An 18,781-nucleotide genomic window follows, 5' to 3' on the forward strand; every position below is an offset into this window, starting at 1 on the left:
CAATAGGAATCAATTAGTGTTTAGAATTATATTCAAGATCAGTTGAAAACTTTCCTGCTATTATAGCACGTACGGCCTCAAAATTCGCGGAAAAATTTGTGCCGTCGCCCACATCCACCCAGGAAATATCCTTCATATGGCGGAACCAGGAAAGCTGCCTTTTCGCGAAACGACGGGTATCCCGCTTCAAGTTGTCCACCGCGACGCCCAGCGGAACACCGTCCACGAGGTGCTCGGCGATCTCCTTGTATCCAAGCCCCTGCATCGATACCAACTCTGTGGTGTATCCCCGGTCCAGAAGTTCTCGTACTTCTTCGACCAACCCCGAAGCCATCATTTCGTCGATACGCTGTTCAATACGGTTATAAAGCATTTGGCGGTCCATTGTCAAACCGACCAGACAAAGGTCATAGGGAGATTGCCTGCTCTGCCGCGCCAGACTGGCGGACAGCGGTTCTCCGGTCATATGGTAGACCTCTAGGGCGCGAATCACCCGGCGCACATCGTTCGGATGCAGCCTTCCCGCCGTTTCGGGGTCGATGGCCGCAAGTTTGGCATGAAGCGCCTCGGGCCCCTGTTCATCGGCCAGCCGCTGCTGCTCCGCACGAAACGCCTCATCGGCCCCCGCTTCCGTAAATTGGAATTCGTAGCAGACGGATTCGACATAGAGCCCCGTTCCCCCGACGATGAACGGCAGATGTCCTCGGCCATGAATCTGCGGGATGAGCGACCGGCATTCCTCCTGAAAGCGCGCCACGGAAAAAGCCTCGTCCGGTTCCAACACATCGATCAAGTGGTGAGGAACGCCGTCCATTTCCTCGGGGCGGATTTTGGCCGTTCCGATATCCATTCCCCGGTACACCTGCATGGAGTCGCCGGAGATAATTTCGCAGGAGAACGCCTTGGCGATCTCGATGCTCAGCTTCGTTTTGCCGACGGCGGTCGGGCCGACCAATACCAGCAGCTTCGGTTTTTCATGATTAGTCAAGCGAAATCACTCCGTAGGCAATTTTGGTATGGGAGCGGGACTGCGTTTCGAAACCGAGACGCTCAAATTCGCCGCTTCCTTTCTTCTCCTTGAGGACCACCGTTCTGCGAGCAACCCGGCAGGCCTGCCGGATCGCCTCGGCATCCAGGCTGTTATTGTTCGCATAAGCGCGAAGCGGCGAGATGGCTGACGATTCTTGCACCGGGTCGCGGAACATCGGGTCGAAGTAAACCACGTCAGCGCTTTTGTCGGGCAGCCCCCTCAGCACCTCAAGATGCTCGGCCCGCTTGATAGTGACGCGCCGCAAGGCCTCGTCAAATTCTTTTACCCCGGATATGTAGTAAGCAAAACCTTCGTGCAGCAAACTCCACAACGGAAGCGAATCCTCCAGCCCCAGGACGCTTCCCTCGGTTCCGGCGCCGAGGGCGAACACGGCCGCATCGGCGCCGAGACCGGCGGTGCAGTCGATGATCGTATCGCCCGGACGAACCCGGGCCGCTTCCAGCATCGGATCACTCTCGCCCCTCAGCAATCGCTTGGCCCTGACGAAAGCCATACTGGGATGAAACTTCATTTCTTCCTGTTCCGGCCGATAAAGCCGCGCCCCGCCTTCCAGAATGACCAGAATGTCCTGGTCCCCGTGGCGGGCGGACAGCCTGGATAGCGATGTCCGGTTCCGCGGAATGTAGGGCACACCCGCCAGAGCCGCGAGAGCGGCAGCCCTGGAAACCGCCTCGCGCGCGGGATGATCTCCTGTCGTTATGATCACAATTCTCTTTCCTCCGTTCACATCACCCGTTTAAACAGCTTTTCCAGATCGTAATTGGAAAAGGATACAATAATCGGCCGGCCGTGCGGACAAGTGTACGGCTGCTTGCAGGCCGACAGCCGCTGCAAGAGCGTATCCGCCTCTTCGGTCGTCAGTTTCTGGTTCGCCTTGATGGAAGCCTTGCAGGAGACGAGGATAGAGGATTTTTCGCGCAGCTTGGCCAAATCGATGGCCCGCTCGCTGAGCACCCATTCCGCCATTTCCCGGATGATTTCGGCTTCCTCCCCTTGCGGGAACCAGTACGGGCAGGAGACGACCCGGAACGTCCCGCCGCCGAAATGCTCCAGGATAACGCCGGCCCGCTCAAACCACGACAGCCGTTCTTTCAGCTTCTCGCTTTCGGCAGGCGTGAATTCCAGCGTGATCGGAAGCAGCAGCTCTTGCGAGGCATCCGCCGGGTTACCGAATTTTTCATAGTAATATTCGTAATTCACCCGCTCATGGGCGGCGTGCTGGTCAACGAGATAGAGCCCTTGTTCATTCTGGGCGATCAAATACGTGCCATGATGCTGTCCGATCAGCGACAGCTCGGGAAATGCCGGCAGCTCGGGCGCCTGGTCCGGAGCGCCGTACAGCGCCTCCGGCACCGCCCCGGCCGCAGGCCTGCCGGCAGCGGCGTAGCCGCTCTGCGGCGCACGGACGCCGGGCTGGCCCGCGGCCGGGGCCTGGCGCGGCGGCTCTGGCGGCGCATAGGCGCCGGTGCGCGGCGGAGCGGCGGCCGCTCCGCCGTAGGCCGCGGCCTGCTCGCGCAGCGCGGAGCCGCCGGCCGCGCCCGCAACCGGCCGCGCCGGCGCGGCGTAGGCGTCGCCCGGCGGCGGCGCGCCAGGCCCCTGGGCCGCTCCGGCGGGCGTGCCCGCCTCGGCCGCGGCTGACATGGCCCCGCCGGGCTGGCCAACGCCGGGTTCCGCGGGCCACGTCGCGGCGGCGTCCCGCCGGGCCGCCGGGAAGTGAAATTGCTCCTGAATCACGGAACCGGAGCCAGACTTCCCGAGCTGCTGCTTGACCACCTGCGGAATAAGCACCTGCTCCGACAGCACGGCGCGGATGCTCTCTTCGAGGAACGCGTTAAGCTCCGCTTCCTTGCTGAACCGCACCTCAAGCTTCGCGGGATGCACGTTCACGTCAACCAGCGAAGGATGCATATCCAGCGAAATAACGACCAACGGATAACGATTGATCGGCAACAGCGTATGATATGCCCGAAGAATCGCCTGGTGCAAACCCTGGTTGCGGATATAGCGCCCGTTGACGATCGTGGACATGGCGCTCCGGTTGGAACGGGTCAGCTCCGGCAACCCGATGAACCCGGAAATTCGGTAATCCGGATTTTCGGCCGCGAGCGGAATCATCGATTTCGACGTATTGATGCCGTAGATGGAGGCGATGACCTGCAAAAGATCCCCGCCCCCCTGGCTTTGCAACAGCACGTTCCCGTTGTGTTTGAGCGAAAAGGCGATCTCCGGGTGGGCCAGCGCTTGACGGTACATCACGTCAGAGACGTGGCCGAGCTCCGTCTGGATCGTCTTCATATATTTCAGCCTTGCCGGGGTATTGTAAAATAATTCCCTAACCGTAATTTCCGTCCCTTGGGGAGCCGCCGTATCTTCATTTTCTTTAAGCGTTCCGCCCTCGATCGCGATCACCCGGCCCAAACCGCTGTCATCGCTGGAGGAGACCAGCCGGACCTTGGCCACCGCGGCGATACTCGGTAAAGCCTCCCCCCGGAAGCCCAGGCTGCGAATTTGGAATAGATCCCGCCCGGCCGTAATCTTGCTGGTGGCATGCCGGTAAAAAGCGGTCTCGCAATCCTCGGGCTCGATCCCCGAACCGTTATCCGTCACCCGGATCAGTTCAAGCCCCCCTTCTTCAACCTGGACTTCGATTTTGGTCGCACCGGCGTCCACCGCATTTTCCACCAGCTCCTTGACGACCGAAGACGGACGTTCGACCACTTCCCCCGCGGCGATCTGGTTGGCGATATGCTCGTCCAATATCGTGATTTTTGCCACAGCTCGTCCCTCCCTTGCTCAGCTGCTCGATTTACCGATTTTTCCTGGCTCCCGAGTAACGGGATGCTCTTCTTGAAATGTAACGGACGCAGCAGCCGCTATTTGTGCAAAAAAAACACCCATCCGGCTTTTAACGGAAGCTACAGCGCTTATTTTCGTTTTTTACCGCAAAGCCGCTGATTTTGAGTAAAATAGCGGCTATCATTTCCGTTACCACTTTAAAAAGGCCCTTTGAGGAGAAATAGCGCCTTTTATTTCCGTTAAAATGTTTCAGACGGAGTTCCGTCACAAATGTTTGGCTTTCTGCTTAAGCTCGTTAACCAGTTGCATGGCTTCGAGCGGCGTCATATTCATCAGGTCGGCGTTCTTCACCATGTTCACGATTTGACGCATTCCGGCATCTTCCGGAGCCGTTTTCGGCTTCTTCGCCGGGATCTCGTCGTCAAAAATAGACAACTGCACGACGCTTGTCTCGGCCTCCTGCGAATGACCGCCGGCTTGCGCCGCAGCGATCTGCGTTTCCATCGTCATCCCTTGGGTTTGCACCACTTGAGCCTGGGCCTGCGCCTGCTCTGTCACACTTCGAACCGCCTCACTTTGCATCGCCACGACTTGGGCCGCCGCCCCGGTCTCTCCCGTACCGGCTGCCGTTGCTCCCACCTCGTCCAGGCTCCCCGCGGTCACGGCGGCGGCGGCTTGCTCAAAGCCTTGCAGCAAGCCGTAAGCCCGCTCGATTATGCCGCCCGGCAGGCCCGCAAGCCGGGCGCAGTAGATGCCGTAGCTCGTATCGGCCGCGCCGGGGACGAGCTTGCGGAGAAAATGCACCTTGTCCCCGCTTTCCTGGACGGCCATCCGGTAATTGCGCAGGCCGGACAAGCTGTTCTCCAGGTGCGCAAGTTCGTGAAAATGCGTCGATACGAGCGCCTTGCAGCCGATATAATCGTGCGCGTACTCGATCACGGCTTGCGCGATCGCCATGCCCTCGCTCGTCGAAGTCCCGCGGCCCAGTTCGTCGATGATGATCAGACTGCGGGAAGTCGCTTTTTCGGTCATGACTTGAATGTCCGCCATTTCCACCATAAAGGTGCTCTGCCCGCCGATCAGATCGTCCGCCGCTCCGATTCGCGTGAAAATCCGGTCCACCAGCGGTATTTCCGCCCTCGCGGCCGGAACGAAGCTGCCGATCTGCGCCAGAATGGATATCAGCGCAACCTGTCTCATGTAGGTGCTCTTGCCCGCCATATTGGGACCGGTGATGAGCAGGATACTCGCTTCTTCTTTTTTCAGTTCCGTGCCGTTCGAAATGAAAGCCGTATCCTTCATCACGGATTCGACCACCGGGTGGCGTCCCTGCTCCACAACGAGATTGTAGCCGTCGGTCAGTACCGGCTTGACAAACCCGCCCTTGGAGGCGACCACCGCCAAGGAACGGAGGACATCGATCTCGGCGATCTTTTCGGCGAGCCGCTGCAGCCGTTCGATCTCCGCGGCGATCTTTTCGCGGATCCCGTTAAACAACCGGTACTCCAGATCGGCCATCTGTTCTTCGGCCTCCAGGATCAGCGTCTCCTTCTCCTTCAGTTCCGGCGTTACGAATCGCTCGGCGTTGGCCAGCGTCTGTTTCCGTTCATAACGTCCTTCCGGGAGGGCCGACAGATTGGATTTCGTCACTTCGATGTAGTAGCCGAACACCTTGTTGTAGCCGATCTTCAGCGATTTTATGCCGGTGGCCCGGCGCTCCGCCGCCTCCAGCTCCGCGATCCAGCGCTTGCCGTTCGTGCCCGCTTCGCGCAGCTCGTCCAACCGGGGATGATAACCGCCCTTAATGACGCCGCCATCCCGGACCGAGACCGGCGGCTCGTCCGCAATCGCCGTTTCGATGAGATCAGCCAGGTCGTTGCAATCGTCCATATCCGCCGCGATTTTCCGCAACGTGGAAGAAGTGGATGCCGCACAGAGCTCCTTGATCGCCGGAACCTTCCGCAGCGATCCCTTCAAAGCGATCATATCGCGCCCGTTGGCGCTGCCGAAGGCAATCCGCCCGGTGAGCCGCTCCAGATCGTAGATTTCCACCAGCGACTGGCGCAGGTCTTCCCGCAGGATAAACCCGCTATACAGGGTGTCCACCGCTTCCAGCCGCTCTTCAATCCGGCTGCGCTGCAAGAGCGGCTTGTCGATCCAGCGCCGCAGGAGCCGCGCTCCCATCGACGTTTCCGTCTTGTCGAGCAGCCAGAGCAACGAGCCTTTTTTCGACCGTTCCCTCACGGTTTCCACCAATTCCAGGTTGCGGCGGGTAAACGGGTCCAGAATCATATACTGCTCCGGCTCGTAGGCGGAAACTTTCGTCAACTGGCCGAGCGAACGCTTCTGCGTTTCGGCCAGATAGCCGACGAGCAGGGCGATGCACTCCCGGCGCTCGGTTTCCAGCCGGATCCAGGCGGCTTCGCCAAACTGCTGGCGCCCGGCTTCGTCTTTACCTTTATCCCAAGGGGTGAAGACGATCGCTTTGCCCAGCGGAGAAGCCTGCTCGCGGATCCAGTCCAGCAGCGCCCCGTCCCCGATCACTTCGGACGGATCGTAGATCCCCACTTCATCGCGCAGCCATTCCTTGCTCGCCGGAGCCGACGTAACGTAAAGTTCGCCGGTCGAAAGATCGCAGGACGCCACCGCCATCAGGCCGTTCCGCTCCGTGACGCACATCAGATAGTTGTTGGCGCGTTCGCCGACGGTTTTCCCTTCCATCACTGTCCCCGGCGTGATCACCCGAACGATTTCCCGCCGGACGACGCCTTTGGCGGCGGCGGGGTCCTCCACCTGCTCGCAGATGGCGACCTTGTAGCCTTTTTCGATCAGCCGGTGTATGTAGTTCTCCGCCGAATGGTACGGCACCCCGCACATTGGGATTTTTTCCTCCATGCCGCCTTCGCGACCGGTTAGCGTTATCTCCAGTTCTTTCGAAGCGAGCAACGCATCGTCAAAGAACATCTCATAAAAATCCCCCAGCCGAAAGAAGAGAAACGCATCCTGCGCCTGGGCTTTGACACTTAAATATTGTTGAATCATCGGCGTATAAGTAGCCATGTGCACCCTCCAAATTCCCTTTCATAGATTTCTATTATACCAGAAAGGAGGGAAAGCTTACGAGTCGGTTTGCAGTTTCCACGGGCCGCGGATGTCCGCGGATTCGTCCCAAACCTTGCCGGACTGGACGGCGTCCAGAAAGGGGGCGATATATTCCGCATAGTCCGGATACCCGGGGGAAGCGGCGATATCCCTCGCCAGCGGAGGCCACGTCTTGCGCAGCACCTGCTTGCGCGCCTCGTAGAACGCCTTTTGAACCGTCTGATCCTGCAGCGGGCGCCGCTGCAAGGAGCGATAATCTCTAAGGATAAGCGCCGCCAGCCCCAGAACGCCTTTCGCCACCAGCGGCGAAATCAAAAAACTGGGCAGCGTACGGTATTCGAAGCCGCCGTAGTCCTTGCGCCGGAAATCGCCCAAAAAGCCGTACAGCGGCCGCCTCCGCGCACTGCGGCTGTCCTCGAGCAGAGCCATCGGGAGAGCGAGGTAATTGTCGAGCGTGCGAAGCAGTTCCCCGGTCAGCGGGACTCCGCTGAAGTGCAGATGCCCGCCCAGGGGGAAGCCTCGCTGCGGCATGCCCCCGGCCTGCCAAAGCAGTTCGCCGTCGGTGATCGCCGACTTCGCCGCGCGGAAGGCGCGGAGCAATTGGCGCACGGAATCCCGCGGCTCCCTACCCGGCTCGGGCCGCAGTTCGGCAACCGGGAAGAGGCGCCGGCCCCGGTAGCGCAGGACATCGCAGCCCGCGATACCTTGCCGTCCCAAATATCGGGAAGCTTGCACCACTTTTTTCGTTTTGCCGTTGTAGAGCAAAAATTCCGGGTCCATCCCGATCAGCCGCTCGGAAAACCGGGCTTCCGCCTCCTCCAGCTCCCGAAGCAGCCCGGCCATCGCTTCGGCGGTAAGGGCCGCGGCTCTCATGCCCCCATAGGACGGAGAGGTACCCATCTTCTCCACCGTGAAGCAGCCCTCCGCGCCTGCCCGGATCACTACTTCCCCGAAATCGAGTCCAAAGGTATAAAGAGCCCGGACGGCGGTCTTCTCCAGGCGTCGCCAAAGCGGAGAAGCCGGTTCCGGTTCTCCCCCGGCCCCGGAAAACGGCAGGGTAACGGTCGAGGCCTGGACCGGAACCACGGTCAGAGCCCGCAGGTTGAACACGCTGACGGCGTATCGGCGTACATAGCCGCCATTCCGTCCGGTGGCTGCCCGGCCATCGCCGAGTTCCGCCAAAAGCCCGGCGGCCCGCAAACCGCCCTCGACCTTTTCCCAAGGGATTGCGGCAAATCGGGCCGCTTCGTTATTCAGCCTCCATTCCGTCACCGTCACCGTCACCGCCATCGCCGGATCAGCGATATAACTACCAGGCAACCCGTAAATGAATCCCCCCTCTTCCCGAGAAGCCCTTTCATTACCCTTCAAGGGTCCTCTCAGCAATTCATAAGGTCCTCCCTGATTTATGAACGCCCGCATTAACCTGCTGCTGAAAACCCCGCCTTCCAGCTTGATTTTCAGCACATGCTTCATTTCCATGCTCCGGCCCCTCTTTTCTCCGCAGATCACTACTTTATTCACAGGGAAATCTCCTGGTCATATACAGCTGCTCTTGGCTCGCGGCTCGCGGATCCGGTTTATCCGGAAAAGTTCCCTCGATTTCGCGGCCCAATCCCGAACCGTTTCAAGGCTTTTGATAAAAAAAATTTGAAAAATAAAACAAAAAGAGGGCAGCCGCCCTCGACGACGACGCCCCTGCCGCATATAGTAGACCATACCTGCAAATTCAAATTGCCGGGAAGATTAATACAGCTACAGCCGCTTACAGTTCGTCGTCGAGGAGGTCCGGATCCAGATCCTCGTAATCCCCGAGCTCGGATCCAAAATCATAATCTTTGTCCCCGTCCTCACCGCCAGGCACGACAAGAACATTCAGCTTCGTTTCGGCCACAAGCTCAACGGCGAATTCCCGCTCCACGCGAATCGCCACCCGGCCGTCTCCCGATACGCTTGCTTCAACGGTGCTCGGTTCCTGCGTCGCCTCCGCAAAAACCTCCACTGTCGAAGCGCGGTGTCTGGAATCCAAGTAACTGAGCGGCACATTTTCCACATACGACACGGTCTCCTTGGCAACCTCGGTCTGCGAATTTCTGTCATAGGAGTACCAGATGTTGATATCGTAAGTACCAATAACTTCAATTCCGTCTCCCGCCGCTACCGCCTCGTACTGGTGGTTGATGATCCACGCCCCCAGTATGCTCGTCGGTTTGTGTGGCGGAGTCACGGTATGTGTTACGGTAGAGAACTTACGACCTTTTCCGCAGATCGCTTTCGTGATAATCTCTCTACTTTGATATTTCAATGACATGATCGAAACCTCCTCCATACATCATTCATTACATATGTATGCAGGAACTGGGCGAATGTTGATTAGCCCAAGAGAAATAAATATGTGAAAGAAGCCCGGCTCTTTCGCCAGGCTTCTTTTTTACTGTTTATTCGCGCACCCGGCAGGATTTTCGCCGTGAATCCCCCCTAATCCGAAACTTCCTCAGCGTCCTCCGGCCACTTGACCCTTCTCTTTCCCCGTCGATTTGAGCGATGCGGGCGCCTTATCTTTTTTGGCGATATTCAGGTAATACGCTAGTTCCCGGCAAAGCTGCAATATCGCGGAACGGATTTCGAATTCTTCCCGGGTCGCCGGCAGTTCCATCCGCCTGAACTCCTTCTCCAACTCCGCAAGCATCAGTTCCGTTTGCCCCGTATATTCCTCGGTCAACACGTCCTGGCTCAGCCGATCGAACAATAAAGCCGTAATTTGTCCCTGCGGCATCCGCTGGTAAACAAAAGAGACCAACTCCAGCATGCTTTCGATCCGGCCAAGCTGCTCCTTCCGCATATAAAAATAAACGGACCAGGCATCGCTCGCCGAGATTAACTGATTCTCCAGAGCGCGCTTGGCCGAAGTCAGACCTTCGTCGACCCGCTGGCCCGCTTCAATGATTTCCTTCCCGTCCCAAAGGTGGTAAGGGTCGCGAAGAGACTGGGCGAGATGGCTGAAAATCACCGAAAACAACCCGTCGACTTGCCGCCGGATCTCGATCAGCTTCTCCTCCGCTTTGGGCATATAAGCCAGGTTTACCACCATGGCCGCCCCCAGCCCGATCACAAGCAGTTCGATCTGCGTAAGCATGACATGAGCGCTCAGCTCCTCTCCCCCGAAGACGCGAAACACGACAACAGAGCTGGTGACGATACCTTCTTTGAAATGAGCCCTGGTTATGAGCGGAAACGCGATAAGGATATACACAACCAGCACCCAGATATGGAATCCGAATATGTAAAAAAGGCCGAAGGCCAGCAGCAGTCCGAGCACCGACGCAAAAAAACGGGAGGTAACGGTGGCGATGCTCCGCTTCCGGGTGACATCCACCCCGAGGATGGCCAATAGACCGGCGGATAACGCCCCTTCCACACCGGCCAAATCCGCGACAATGATTGCGATTAATGTGGCGATTGCTGTTTTAATGACGCGAAATCCCATGAAACCACCCTATCATTCTCATAAAATATAGAAAAAAACGGCCTATTTCTTCATCCTATCGTACTTGATTTCCTCCCTTCAAACAATGGGGGGCCAAGAAAGTCAAATCCACCGACCAAGGCGGCGGCTCCCGTCAGCCATGGCGCTGTCCAATTTCAGACTTATTCGCCGCCTTAGCGAACTGGAGCCGGCCCCCCCGCAAAATCCTCCTGGACAGCGCTCGCCTTAGCGGCCTTTTGGGCCGCTATTTCGGCCCAGCGGGAATAATAGCGGTCAGGAAGGGCCTTAATTCACGGGAGCGGGCTCCGAAATTAGGGTTTGGTCCGCTTTTTCCAAAAATAAGGCCCTAAACGGCACTAGCGATGCACTAACCTTAACATGAAAGAAGAGTGTGGTTAAAAATGGGGTCCTATCTTACGCATGGCGTAGTCTTCCTTTTTTTCGGGAAAATTTCCATTGCCCTCCAAGACTTACCTGCATTGATCGAGTATGAATTCCTGCAAAAGGTCAGGCTTTCCGGCTGGTACTAACGTCTGAGAGGACTCTAACGGCTGTAGCAGCCGCTATTTAACGAAAAGTAGCCCTTTCGAAATTCTAACGGTAGTGAGCGCCGTTATTCCCCTGGATTCTCGCCTTAAAAGCCTGTTTATGCGAAAACAAGCGCCGTGGCGGCCGTTAGAATGGGAAATCGGCGTTTTCAGGACAAATAACGGCTGTGGCAACCGTTAGTGTTAATTTTCGTCTTTCTTGCAAGGCTGCTCATGCGACGGCGGTTAGGGAAATGGGACACGCCGGATCCAACTCGCCACACCGAGGCGACAAGTTTCAAAATAAGAAGTACCCTGTCAGGTTTGATGCAACTTCAGTGCCTAAACGGCCTCTATTTCACACCAATGAGCCGAATTCGACAAAATAGCTGCGCATAAAGCCCCTATTCATCTGTCCGGCTTCAAAGGGAAGCTGGCCGCCAGCCACTCATCCCTTGAACTCAATGAGAGGGGTCAGTGCAAAAAAGCCGCAGCTCATCGCTTCGGCTCATGCTGAATAGGGAGATCAACGACGTTCCTTGAGCAATATCCGCTCCACATACACGACAAGCTGATACATTCCCGTGGCGACAACCGCGATTATGACGAGGCTCGCCAGCACCAAAGTGAAGTTGAACACTTGAAACCCGTAGACGATTAAATAGCCCAGCCCGATTTTGGCGACGAGGAACTCCCCGACGATAACGCCTACCCACGCCATCCCCACATTGACCTTTAATGTGGACACGATCGCGGGAAAAGAGGCCGGCAAGATCGCCTTCATGAATACATCCCGCCGGTCCCCGCCAAAGGTCCGAATCACTTTAACGAGATTGTCGTCCACTTCGTTAAAGCTGTTATAAACCACAAGCGTGGTGACGATCACGGTGATGGAAAGCGTCGTAATCACGATCGCCGTGAATCCCGCGCCGAACAAAACGATAAAAATCGGACCGAGGGCGACTTTGGGCATACTGTTGAACACGACCATATAAGGTTCAAGCACCCGCGACAGAAAAGGAGACCACCAGATCAAAACCGCCAGCAGCGTACCGATTAGTGTACCGAGAAGAAAGCCGACCGCGGTTTCCCCCACCGTTACGGCCAAATGCGGCCACAATTCCCCGTTAAGGACATCCTTGACGATCTGCCCGCCCACTTTGGAAGGATAACTGAAAATCAGAACATCGACCCACCCCAGCCGGCCGGCCAGCTCCCACAATCCGATCAGGACGGCCAGCAACAGAAGCTGGGTCGCCAACACCAGCCGGCTCCCCCGCCGTTTGTGCCTCAGATGGTCGCGCCATTTGTCCTCGATCCAGGCGGACTTAGGCCCGCCCTTCTTGTTCGACATAGCCTCAGCCAATCGCTATTCCCCCTTTCCTTCAAGCGATTCGAGGTCCCGCCAGATTTCGTGAAACAGCTCATTGAACCCGGCCTCCTCGCGCGCATAGAACGGTTGGGCCTGGCGGATATTCTCCGGGATCACATAGGTGCTGCGGATTCTTCCCGGCCGCGCCGCAAGCACGATGACCCTGTCGCTGACCGCGATGGCTTCGGACAAATCATGGGTGACCAGTACACCGGTTTTCCCTCGCTGCCTTAAAGTATCCACCACCAGGTCTTCCAGTTGCAGCTTCGTCAGATAATCCAGTGCGGAGAACGGCTCATCCAGCAGCAGCAGATCGGGATTCGTCGCCAACGTCCTTACCAGGGCCACACGCTGCCGCATTCCGCCGGAGAGCTGGTGGGGATACCGATCCGCCGTGCCCCCGAGGCCCATGCCTTCGAGCAGCTCAAGCACGAAAGCTTGGCTGTCCTCCGACAGCCGCTCCGTTAGTTCCAGCCCCAACAAGGCATTGCTCAAAATGGTGCGCCAAGGGAACAAATAGTCCTGCTGAAGCATATATCCGACTTCCGGGGACGCCCCGGTCACCGGCTTGCCGTGCAGCAGGACCTCCCCTCTCGACGGAGGTAACAGGCCGGCGATCACGGACAGAAGCGTGGTTTTGCCGCATCCGCTGGGACCAACCAGGCTGATAAACTCGCCGGGCATGACCGACAGGTTCATCCCTTCCAGAGCAAGCACGGCCTCGCGGTCCGTCACATACACCAGATCCAGGTCTTTCAATTCAACGACAGGGACTTGACTCACTAAAGTCTCACGCTCCTTTCCCGCCCTTGTTATCCGACATTACTTGTTTGTGGACTCCGCAAAAGAGTTATCGGCCAGTTCTCTGAGTTCCACCCGCGCTTTCAACTCGCCCGCGTTTTCCATAACATTCAGCAGATTGTTCCAGCCCGCTTCCTCCAGCAGGGGAGATTCGGCGTACGACCCCTGCTCCAGATAACGTTTCACGGAGCTCGCCAGTATTTCTTGATCCGTGTCTTTGAAATAAGGAGCTATCGTTTTTGCCGTCTCCTCCGGCGAGTGCTCCTGTACCCAGATCTGCGCCTTATGAATCGCGTTCGTAAATTTTTGAACAAGCTCTTTATTCCGGGCGATATAGCTTTGTTTCGTCATATAGACGGTATAGGGAAGCCGGCCGCTCTCCGTGCCGAAGGAGGCGACGACATGCCCTTTTCCCTCCCGCTCGAAGATGGAGGCCTGCGGCTCGAACAACTGGACGTATTGTCCCGTGCCTGAGGCAAAAGCCGCGGCGATATTGGCAAATTCGATATTTTGAATCAGTTCCAGATCCGAGCGGGGATCGATGCCGTGTTTTTTCAAGGTGAATTCTCCCGCCATTTGCGGCATTCCGCCCTTTCTTTGGCCTAGAAAAACGCTCCCTTTCAGGTCGTCCCAGGCAAAATCCAGCGCCTCCTCCCGGGAGACGAGGAAGGTACCGTCCGTTTGGGTGAGCTGAGCAAAATTGATCACCGGATCCTCAGCCCCCTGCTGATACACGTATATCGAGGTTTCCGCGCCGACCAGGGCTACATCGATCGCACCCGACAGCAGCGCGGTCATCGTTTTGTCACCCCCCGCCGTCGTCTGCAGCTCCACCTTAAGCCCTTCCTCCTTGAAAAAACCTTTTTCCAGCGCGACATACTGTGGAGCATAAAAGACGGAACGGGTCACTTCGCCGATCTTCACCGTCGTATTCCCCTTGCCCCCGCAGCCGGCCAAAGCCCCCGCAAAGAAAATAACGAGTGTCATGGCCAACATGGCATAGCGCTTCCCCTTCATCTCTATCACCTCTTTTCTTGAAACTAGGATGATATCTATAGTGTAGTGTATGCGGAGGTCAAACAAATGGTTATGGACCTATCTCGATCCCCGCTCCCGCCCTGATGATTGGCCCATGGCAAAAAACCGCACCCTCGCAGGATGCGGCTAGTTCCTATGTCGCCCGGTTAGGCCTTGTCCTGTTCCTGAATCATCACCGTACGGTTGCGCCCGCTTTCCTTGGCTAGGTACAAGGCGTTATCCGCAAGATGAAACAGCTCCATGGCTGTGGAGGAATGCTGGGGGTAGAGAGCAACCCCGATAGAAATGGTTACGGGGTGATCGGCTACAAGAACCGCCTGTTCCACCGATTTACGAATCTGCTCCGCTCTCAGAAAGGCTTCGGAACGATCATGATTGCGCAAAAGGACCACAAACTCCTCACCGCCGAAACGGGAGCTGACATCCTGCTGGGTTACCCCCGCCCGAATTATGCCGGCCACCTGCTTCAACACGGCGTCCCCCGTCTGGTGTCCGAAGGTATCGTTGATGGTCTTGAATTTGTCGATATCCAGAACCAGAATGGCAAAAGGCATCCTTTGATCGATCCAGCTCCGGATCGTGTCCTCGAACGTTCTGCGGTTCATCAATCCGGTTAGGGCATCCGTCATTGCCTCCTGGGTTAACTGTTCGTTCTGCCGCCGGAAATTGTGGAGCGCCCTCACAACCGTTCGTGTCAGCAAATCCGCTTCCCGATTCCAATGGACCCGCGGCTTGGGCAGTTCCACGCCATCTTGTTCAAACTTCTGGACCAGATTGGTCAGAAAAACGAATGGATTGGCGATTTGGCGGGCCGTCCACACAACAATAAAGATTAAAACGGTAAGCGGGAGCAGCATCTGTAAAAGAAGCAGAACGACATGGATATACAGCTGATCATAGATCATCTTTGTAGGCGACACTACGACGATGCCCCAGCCGGTAGACGGAATCCGGGTATATCCCGCCAACGAATCCACTCCGTCTAAATTGATATACTGCTGCTTTCCGCTTTTCCCTTTCTCGAGTTGCTGGACAATCAGATTGGCGCTGATATCCTTACCGATCCGGTTATTGTCGGGATGATACAACACCTGCCCTTTGGAATCCACAATATAAAAGTAAGAAGTTTCGTTCTTTTCAAACTGACCGCCAAAGATTTGATTGAGGATGTTTTTGTCCTGCAGATAGATGGTGCCGCTGATAAATCCTTTGTAATTCCCGTTTCGATCAAAGATGGGCTCGCTGATAAATACAATGATTCGTTTGGTTACGGAAGTCATATACACTTCGGATATAAAAGCTTTCCGCGACCGCAAGGCGGTTAGAGCAGCCTGTGAAGTAATATGTGAACCGGCGGTCCCGATGGATTTCGGGGAGATGGCTCGAACCAATCCGGTTTCATCCACCAGCACAATGGAGTTAAAATAACCGCTGCTGTTTCGGATAAGATCAAGCCTGGATTCAAGCTCTTTTTTTTGCAGGGATACTCCCGACTCGCCAAAGGTAACGGCCGCATTGGTTAAACCTGACTGCATGAACTGAAAAAGCGAATCCATGGTTTTACTCATTTGAACCGCGGTGGACAAATTCAGGGTTAATGTATTATGGACTAGGGACCTTTTCTGCGTCTGTGTGGATGAAAGGATGGAAACGGTTAGGGTCAGCAAAACCGAGAGACTTACAAAGCCGGTAAAAACGGCTGTCAAACTAATCTTTCTTCTCTTCTGTTGCGGTTTGTAATGTGGCTTATGGTGCGGCTTGAAAAGCGAAATCATCTTTTGCGTCTCCCCCGAAGCTGATGCAAGCATTTACGATGATATAACATTAATGAAAAAGAACCGACAAGGCCGGTTCTCTGAAATTACGAAATAATATAACAGGAGGTTTCATGTCCTCCCCAAATGGGAGCCACAAAAAAAGCGGCGGACTCATCCACCACTATATCGAAAATTGGACTTAAAATCAACGAAATCTACAGGATTTGAAATACGGGCCGCTCCTTGACGAAATGTACGGGAACTCCCGGGAAATGCACCGATTGCTTTTCCGCCAGCAACCTCATCACGGGATTGATTCAGCAGCGAACCCCATCACGCTCATCCTAGCATGTTCGGCGAGAAGGGGCCATTGTATTTCAAGCAAAAATTTACTCAAATCTGCCTGGAGCCATGAAAAGGATTTAGGCCTGCCTGAAAGGGATATACTTCTTACGAGGTGGTTAAATTGCTGTTAAATTGGATTGTCGGTTTTTTGATTCCGTGGATCCCCGGAATTTTCTTGGTCAAACGGGACAAGAACGCGATGCTTATTGCCTTTCCTTCGGCCGGACTTATCTCGCTTCTGTTTAACGATTACGGGGTCTATAGAGAGTGGTGGATATTGACTCCGAAAGACATGGAATCCGTCCTTACTATTCCTTTTAACTTGGGCATATATCCCGTGGTCGCGTGCCTGATGCTCTACTGTATCAGACATACGAGTATTCACCCTGTGGTGATCGTCGCCTTGTCTTCCGCCTTGCTGACCGGTATGGAGCTTATCTTAGTCTGCCTGGACAGACTTCATTATGGAAAAGGTTGGAACGTAGGCTTGACGTATATTTCCTACATTGTGGCCCTAGCGTTGGTTTACGGATATTACCGGTTACATGGGTATTTTTTTACATCGCGGTCCCGGAGCGACAATCATTGATCCAAAAGCCGCCTGATTTTATTGGCTGGCGAGCAGTTCCCTGACGTCACGACGCATCGTTTGCGGAACTTCCCGTGTGGGACGGCCTATGCGAACGAGCATCTGGATGACTTCTCCGTCAGGGGCATACTCGCGGTGAATGCCATCGTACAGCTCCTTCATCTCCGGGTACTCCTCAAGCGCCTGGCTCAGCGGTTGCATCACCAGGCCCCTGCGGTGCGCTTCCAAGATTAAATTACCGTAAGCCATGCCGCTTTCAATCTGGCTTTTGCGGCTATTATCTTTCGAAAGAATCATAACATAGGCCGGCGTGCTGCCGACTGACTTCTCGGCCGATTGCACAAACCTTTCGCTCGCGGCTTGGCCGGTGTTCATCGAGGGAAATAACGTAACCAGCCCCTGCACCAAATACCGCATGAGCCCGCCGGTGCCCTGACCCTCGACGGAAAAACCGGACCGGTATGCATTTTTTTCACGTTCATTAGCGCGGAAAATATCGTCTGATTCCTCCATGACGCGGCTTACGCCCGCCTCGACAATGGCGGCCCTGAGCGCGTAACTTCCCAGCTTGCTTACGTTTGGCTCGCCCTGAAACACCTTTACGGTTACGCCGTTGTCCCCGCTTATGTCTTCGAGTGCTTTGATTTCGTCCACCGTAAGCCTGTCCGACCGATAGGCCGCTCTGTTCGTATCCGGCAGAAATAGGAAGTCATACAAGGACTCGCCTTGCCGATCGCTTTGTTCCAGCGTGACTCGGGCCACCGGTTTGGCATCCATGCTGGCCCGCAAGTTCCGTTCATCGAATGCCCCGCCCGGAAATAAAGCGATGTCCGTAAGGTAGCCCAGTTGCGATCCGGCAATCCGAACGTTCTCCAGAAACGTTCCCTGACTCACCATCGTCTGCCGGGAGAGCGGATCCACCATATCGGCCAAGCGTTCACTATCGGCGTACAGATAGAACACGTTCGGATTACTGCCGTCAAGCTTGATCTTCCACGGCTGCATGTTATGTCCGCTGGCGGCGAGCAGACCGTGAGCGGACAGACGAACGCGCGGGTCGCCAGATTGCTGGGCAACGTTTTTTTGCCAAGGCTCCAAATACTTGGGCGCCACGAACGCCCCGCCGATCAGCAGCAATGCCGCAACAGCGATCAGCGCCAATATCCCGATACCGCCTATCGCCATCATCACGATTTTCTTCCCCCTTCTTCGGTTCATTGGAAGTTTCCTCCATGCCCGGCCCGAATGGACGAAATCATCAACGCGAACGATTCCGAAATCAATCCCTCGGCCGTTAGCCCGTAATAGTTGTTAATATACTTTTCTTTCTTGCCCGCCGTATTAAAAACGCCGATGATACAGGCCCATAATACCAGCGCTGTATTCGCGGGATCCAGATCCGCGCGAACGGAACCCTCCGCAATTCCTTTTTTCAGCAAGCCGATTAAAACACCCATGACTTTTTCGCCAAGCGCATAGCATTCTTCCCTGGATTCGTCAGGAACCCCTTTTTGGAAATCGCGTTCTCCGGTCTCGTATTCCATGATGGCTTTGAAATAATCCGGAAACGTGCGGCTGAACCGGTATAGCGTCAAGGACATCCGCTTGATTTCCTCAATCGCGTCCGTAAAATCCCCGCTCTCCATATCTTCCTGCAGCATGGCGATAAGCCGCTTGTAACCCCGAATCATGATTTCGAAATAAATCTGCTCTTTGCTGTTAAAGTAGATGTATACCGTTCTTTTGCTAAATTCCGCTTCTTTGGCTACGTCGTCCATGGTGGCATATGGATACCCTTTGGCGAAAAATACCCGCTCCGCCGCTTCGATGATATCATTCCTGCGGATTTCCTGTTCCTTCTGTCTGCGTTCCCGGCTTCCCAATAGACTCCCTCCCTCGTTTTTTGCATTATCATG

At 55.7% G+C, this 18,781-nt stretch carries 14 protein-coding genes; 1 reads left to right on the plus strand and 13 read right to left on the minus strand.

Going from position 1 to position 18,781, the window contains the following annotated elements; all coding sequences use genetic code 11:
- Positions 1–13 precede the first annotated feature (13 nt).
- The 11 genes from miaA to V4U88_RS00640 form a co-directional block, all read right to left on the minus strand.
- Entirely contained in the window at positions 14–988 is a 975-nt protein-coding gene (gene miaA / locus V4U88_RS00590) for a tRNA (adenosine(37)-N6)-dimethylallyltransferase MiaA (protein WP_334071276.1), read from the minus strand.
- Positions 981–1,757: a class I SAM-dependent methyltransferase gene (locus V4U88_RS00595; protein WP_334071277.1), complete on the minus strand. Its 777-nt coding sequence runs from the start codon at positions 1,755–1,757 to the stop codon at positions 981–983. Before V4U88_RS00595 ends, miaA begins: the two co-directional genes overlap by 8 nt.
- Before the next feature lie 17 nt (positions 1,758–1,774).
- Positions 1,775–3,826, minus strand: a complete 2,052-nt coding sequence (mutL, locus tag V4U88_RS00600) for a DNA mismatch repair endonuclease MutL (protein WP_334071278.1) — start codon at positions 3,824–3,826, stop codon at positions 1,775–1,777.
- 285 nt (positions 3,827–4,111) lie between these two features.
- The gene (gene mutS / locus V4U88_RS00605) at positions 4,112–6,907 is read right to left on the minus strand and encodes a DNA mismatch repair protein MutS (RefSeq protein ID WP_334071279.1); all 2,796 of its coding nucleotides are present in this window, start codon (positions 6,905–6,907) and stop codon (positions 4,112–4,114) included.
- 57 nt (positions 6,908–6,964) lie between these two features.
- Positions 6,965–8,473, minus strand: a complete 1,509-nt coding sequence (locus V4U88_RS00610; protein WP_334071280.1) for a putative amidoligase domain-containing protein — start codon at positions 8,471–8,473, stop codon at positions 6,965–6,967.
- Positions 8,474–8,714: 241 nt separating this feature from the next.
- A complete protein-coding gene (cotE, locus tag V4U88_RS00615) occupies positions 8,715–9,260 on the minus strand; it encodes an outer spore coat protein CotE (protein ID WP_334071281.1) in 546 nt (181 codons plus the stop codon).
- A gap of 183 nt (positions 9,261–9,443) precedes the next feature.
- Positions 9,444–10,436, minus strand: a complete 993-nt coding sequence (locus V4U88_RS00620; RefSeq protein WP_334071282.1) for an aromatic acid exporter family protein — start codon at positions 10,434–10,436, stop codon at positions 9,444–9,446.
- 1,053 nt (positions 10,437–11,489) lie between these two features.
- On the minus strand, positions 11,490–12,329 hold the full coding sequence (locus V4U88_RS00625) for an ABC transporter permease (RefSeq protein WP_416367235.1): 840 nt from the start codon (positions 12,327–12,329) through the stop codon (positions 11,490–11,492).
- 3 nt (positions 12,330–12,332) lie between these two features.
- Complete coding sequence (locus V4U88_RS00630) at positions 12,333–13,118, minus strand: ABC transporter ATP-binding protein (RefSeq protein ID WP_334071284.1); 786 nt, start codon at positions 13,116–13,118, stop codon at positions 12,333–12,335.
- A 39-nt stretch (positions 13,119–13,157) separates the two neighbouring features.
- Positions 13,158–14,153, minus strand: coding sequence for an ABC transporter substrate-binding protein (locus V4U88_RS00635; RefSeq protein ID WP_334071285.1), 996 nt, complete (start codon positions 14,151–14,153; stop codon positions 13,158–13,160).
- A 167-nt stretch (positions 14,154–14,320) separates the two neighbouring features.
- Complete coding sequence (locus tag V4U88_RS00640; RefSeq protein WP_334071286.1) at positions 14,321–15,949, minus strand: sensor domain-containing diguanylate cyclase; 1,629 nt, start codon at positions 15,947–15,949, stop codon at positions 14,321–14,323.
- 448 nt (positions 15,950–16,397) lie between these two features.
- Between V4U88_RS00640 and V4U88_RS00645 the strand changes: the two genes are divergently transcribed.
- On the plus strand, positions 16,398–16,865 hold the full coding sequence (locus V4U88_RS00645) for a CBO0543 family protein (protein ID WP_334071287.1): 468 nt from the start codon (positions 16,398–16,400) through the stop codon (positions 16,863–16,865).
- Between the two features lie 18 nt (positions 16,866–16,883).
- Here the strand turns inward: V4U88_RS00645 and V4U88_RS00650 are convergent, their stop codons facing one another.
- Both V4U88_RS00650 and V4U88_RS00655 read right to left on the minus strand, forming a co-directional pair.
- The gene (locus tag V4U88_RS00650) at positions 16,884–18,083 is read right to left on the minus strand and encodes an Acg family FMN-binding oxidoreductase (RefSeq protein ID WP_334071288.1); all 1,200 of its coding nucleotides are present in this window, start codon (positions 18,081–18,083) and stop codon (positions 16,884–16,886) included.
- Positions 18,080–18,748 carry a TetR/AcrR family transcriptional regulator gene (locus tag V4U88_RS00655; RefSeq protein ID WP_334071289.1) on the minus strand — a complete coding sequence of 223 codons (669 nt, stop codon included), beginning with the start codon at positions 18,746–18,748 and terminating at the stop codon, positions 18,080–18,082. The genes V4U88_RS00650 and V4U88_RS00655 overlap by 4 nt, the downstream gene beginning before the upstream one ends.
- Positions 18,749–18,781: the final 33 nt, after the last annotated feature.

The sequence above is a fragment of the Paenibacillus sp. A14 genome, assembly GCF_036864815.1.
GTDB lineage: Bacteria > Bacillota > Bacilli > Paenibacillales > Paenibacillaceae > Fontibacillus > Fontibacillus sanfengchensis.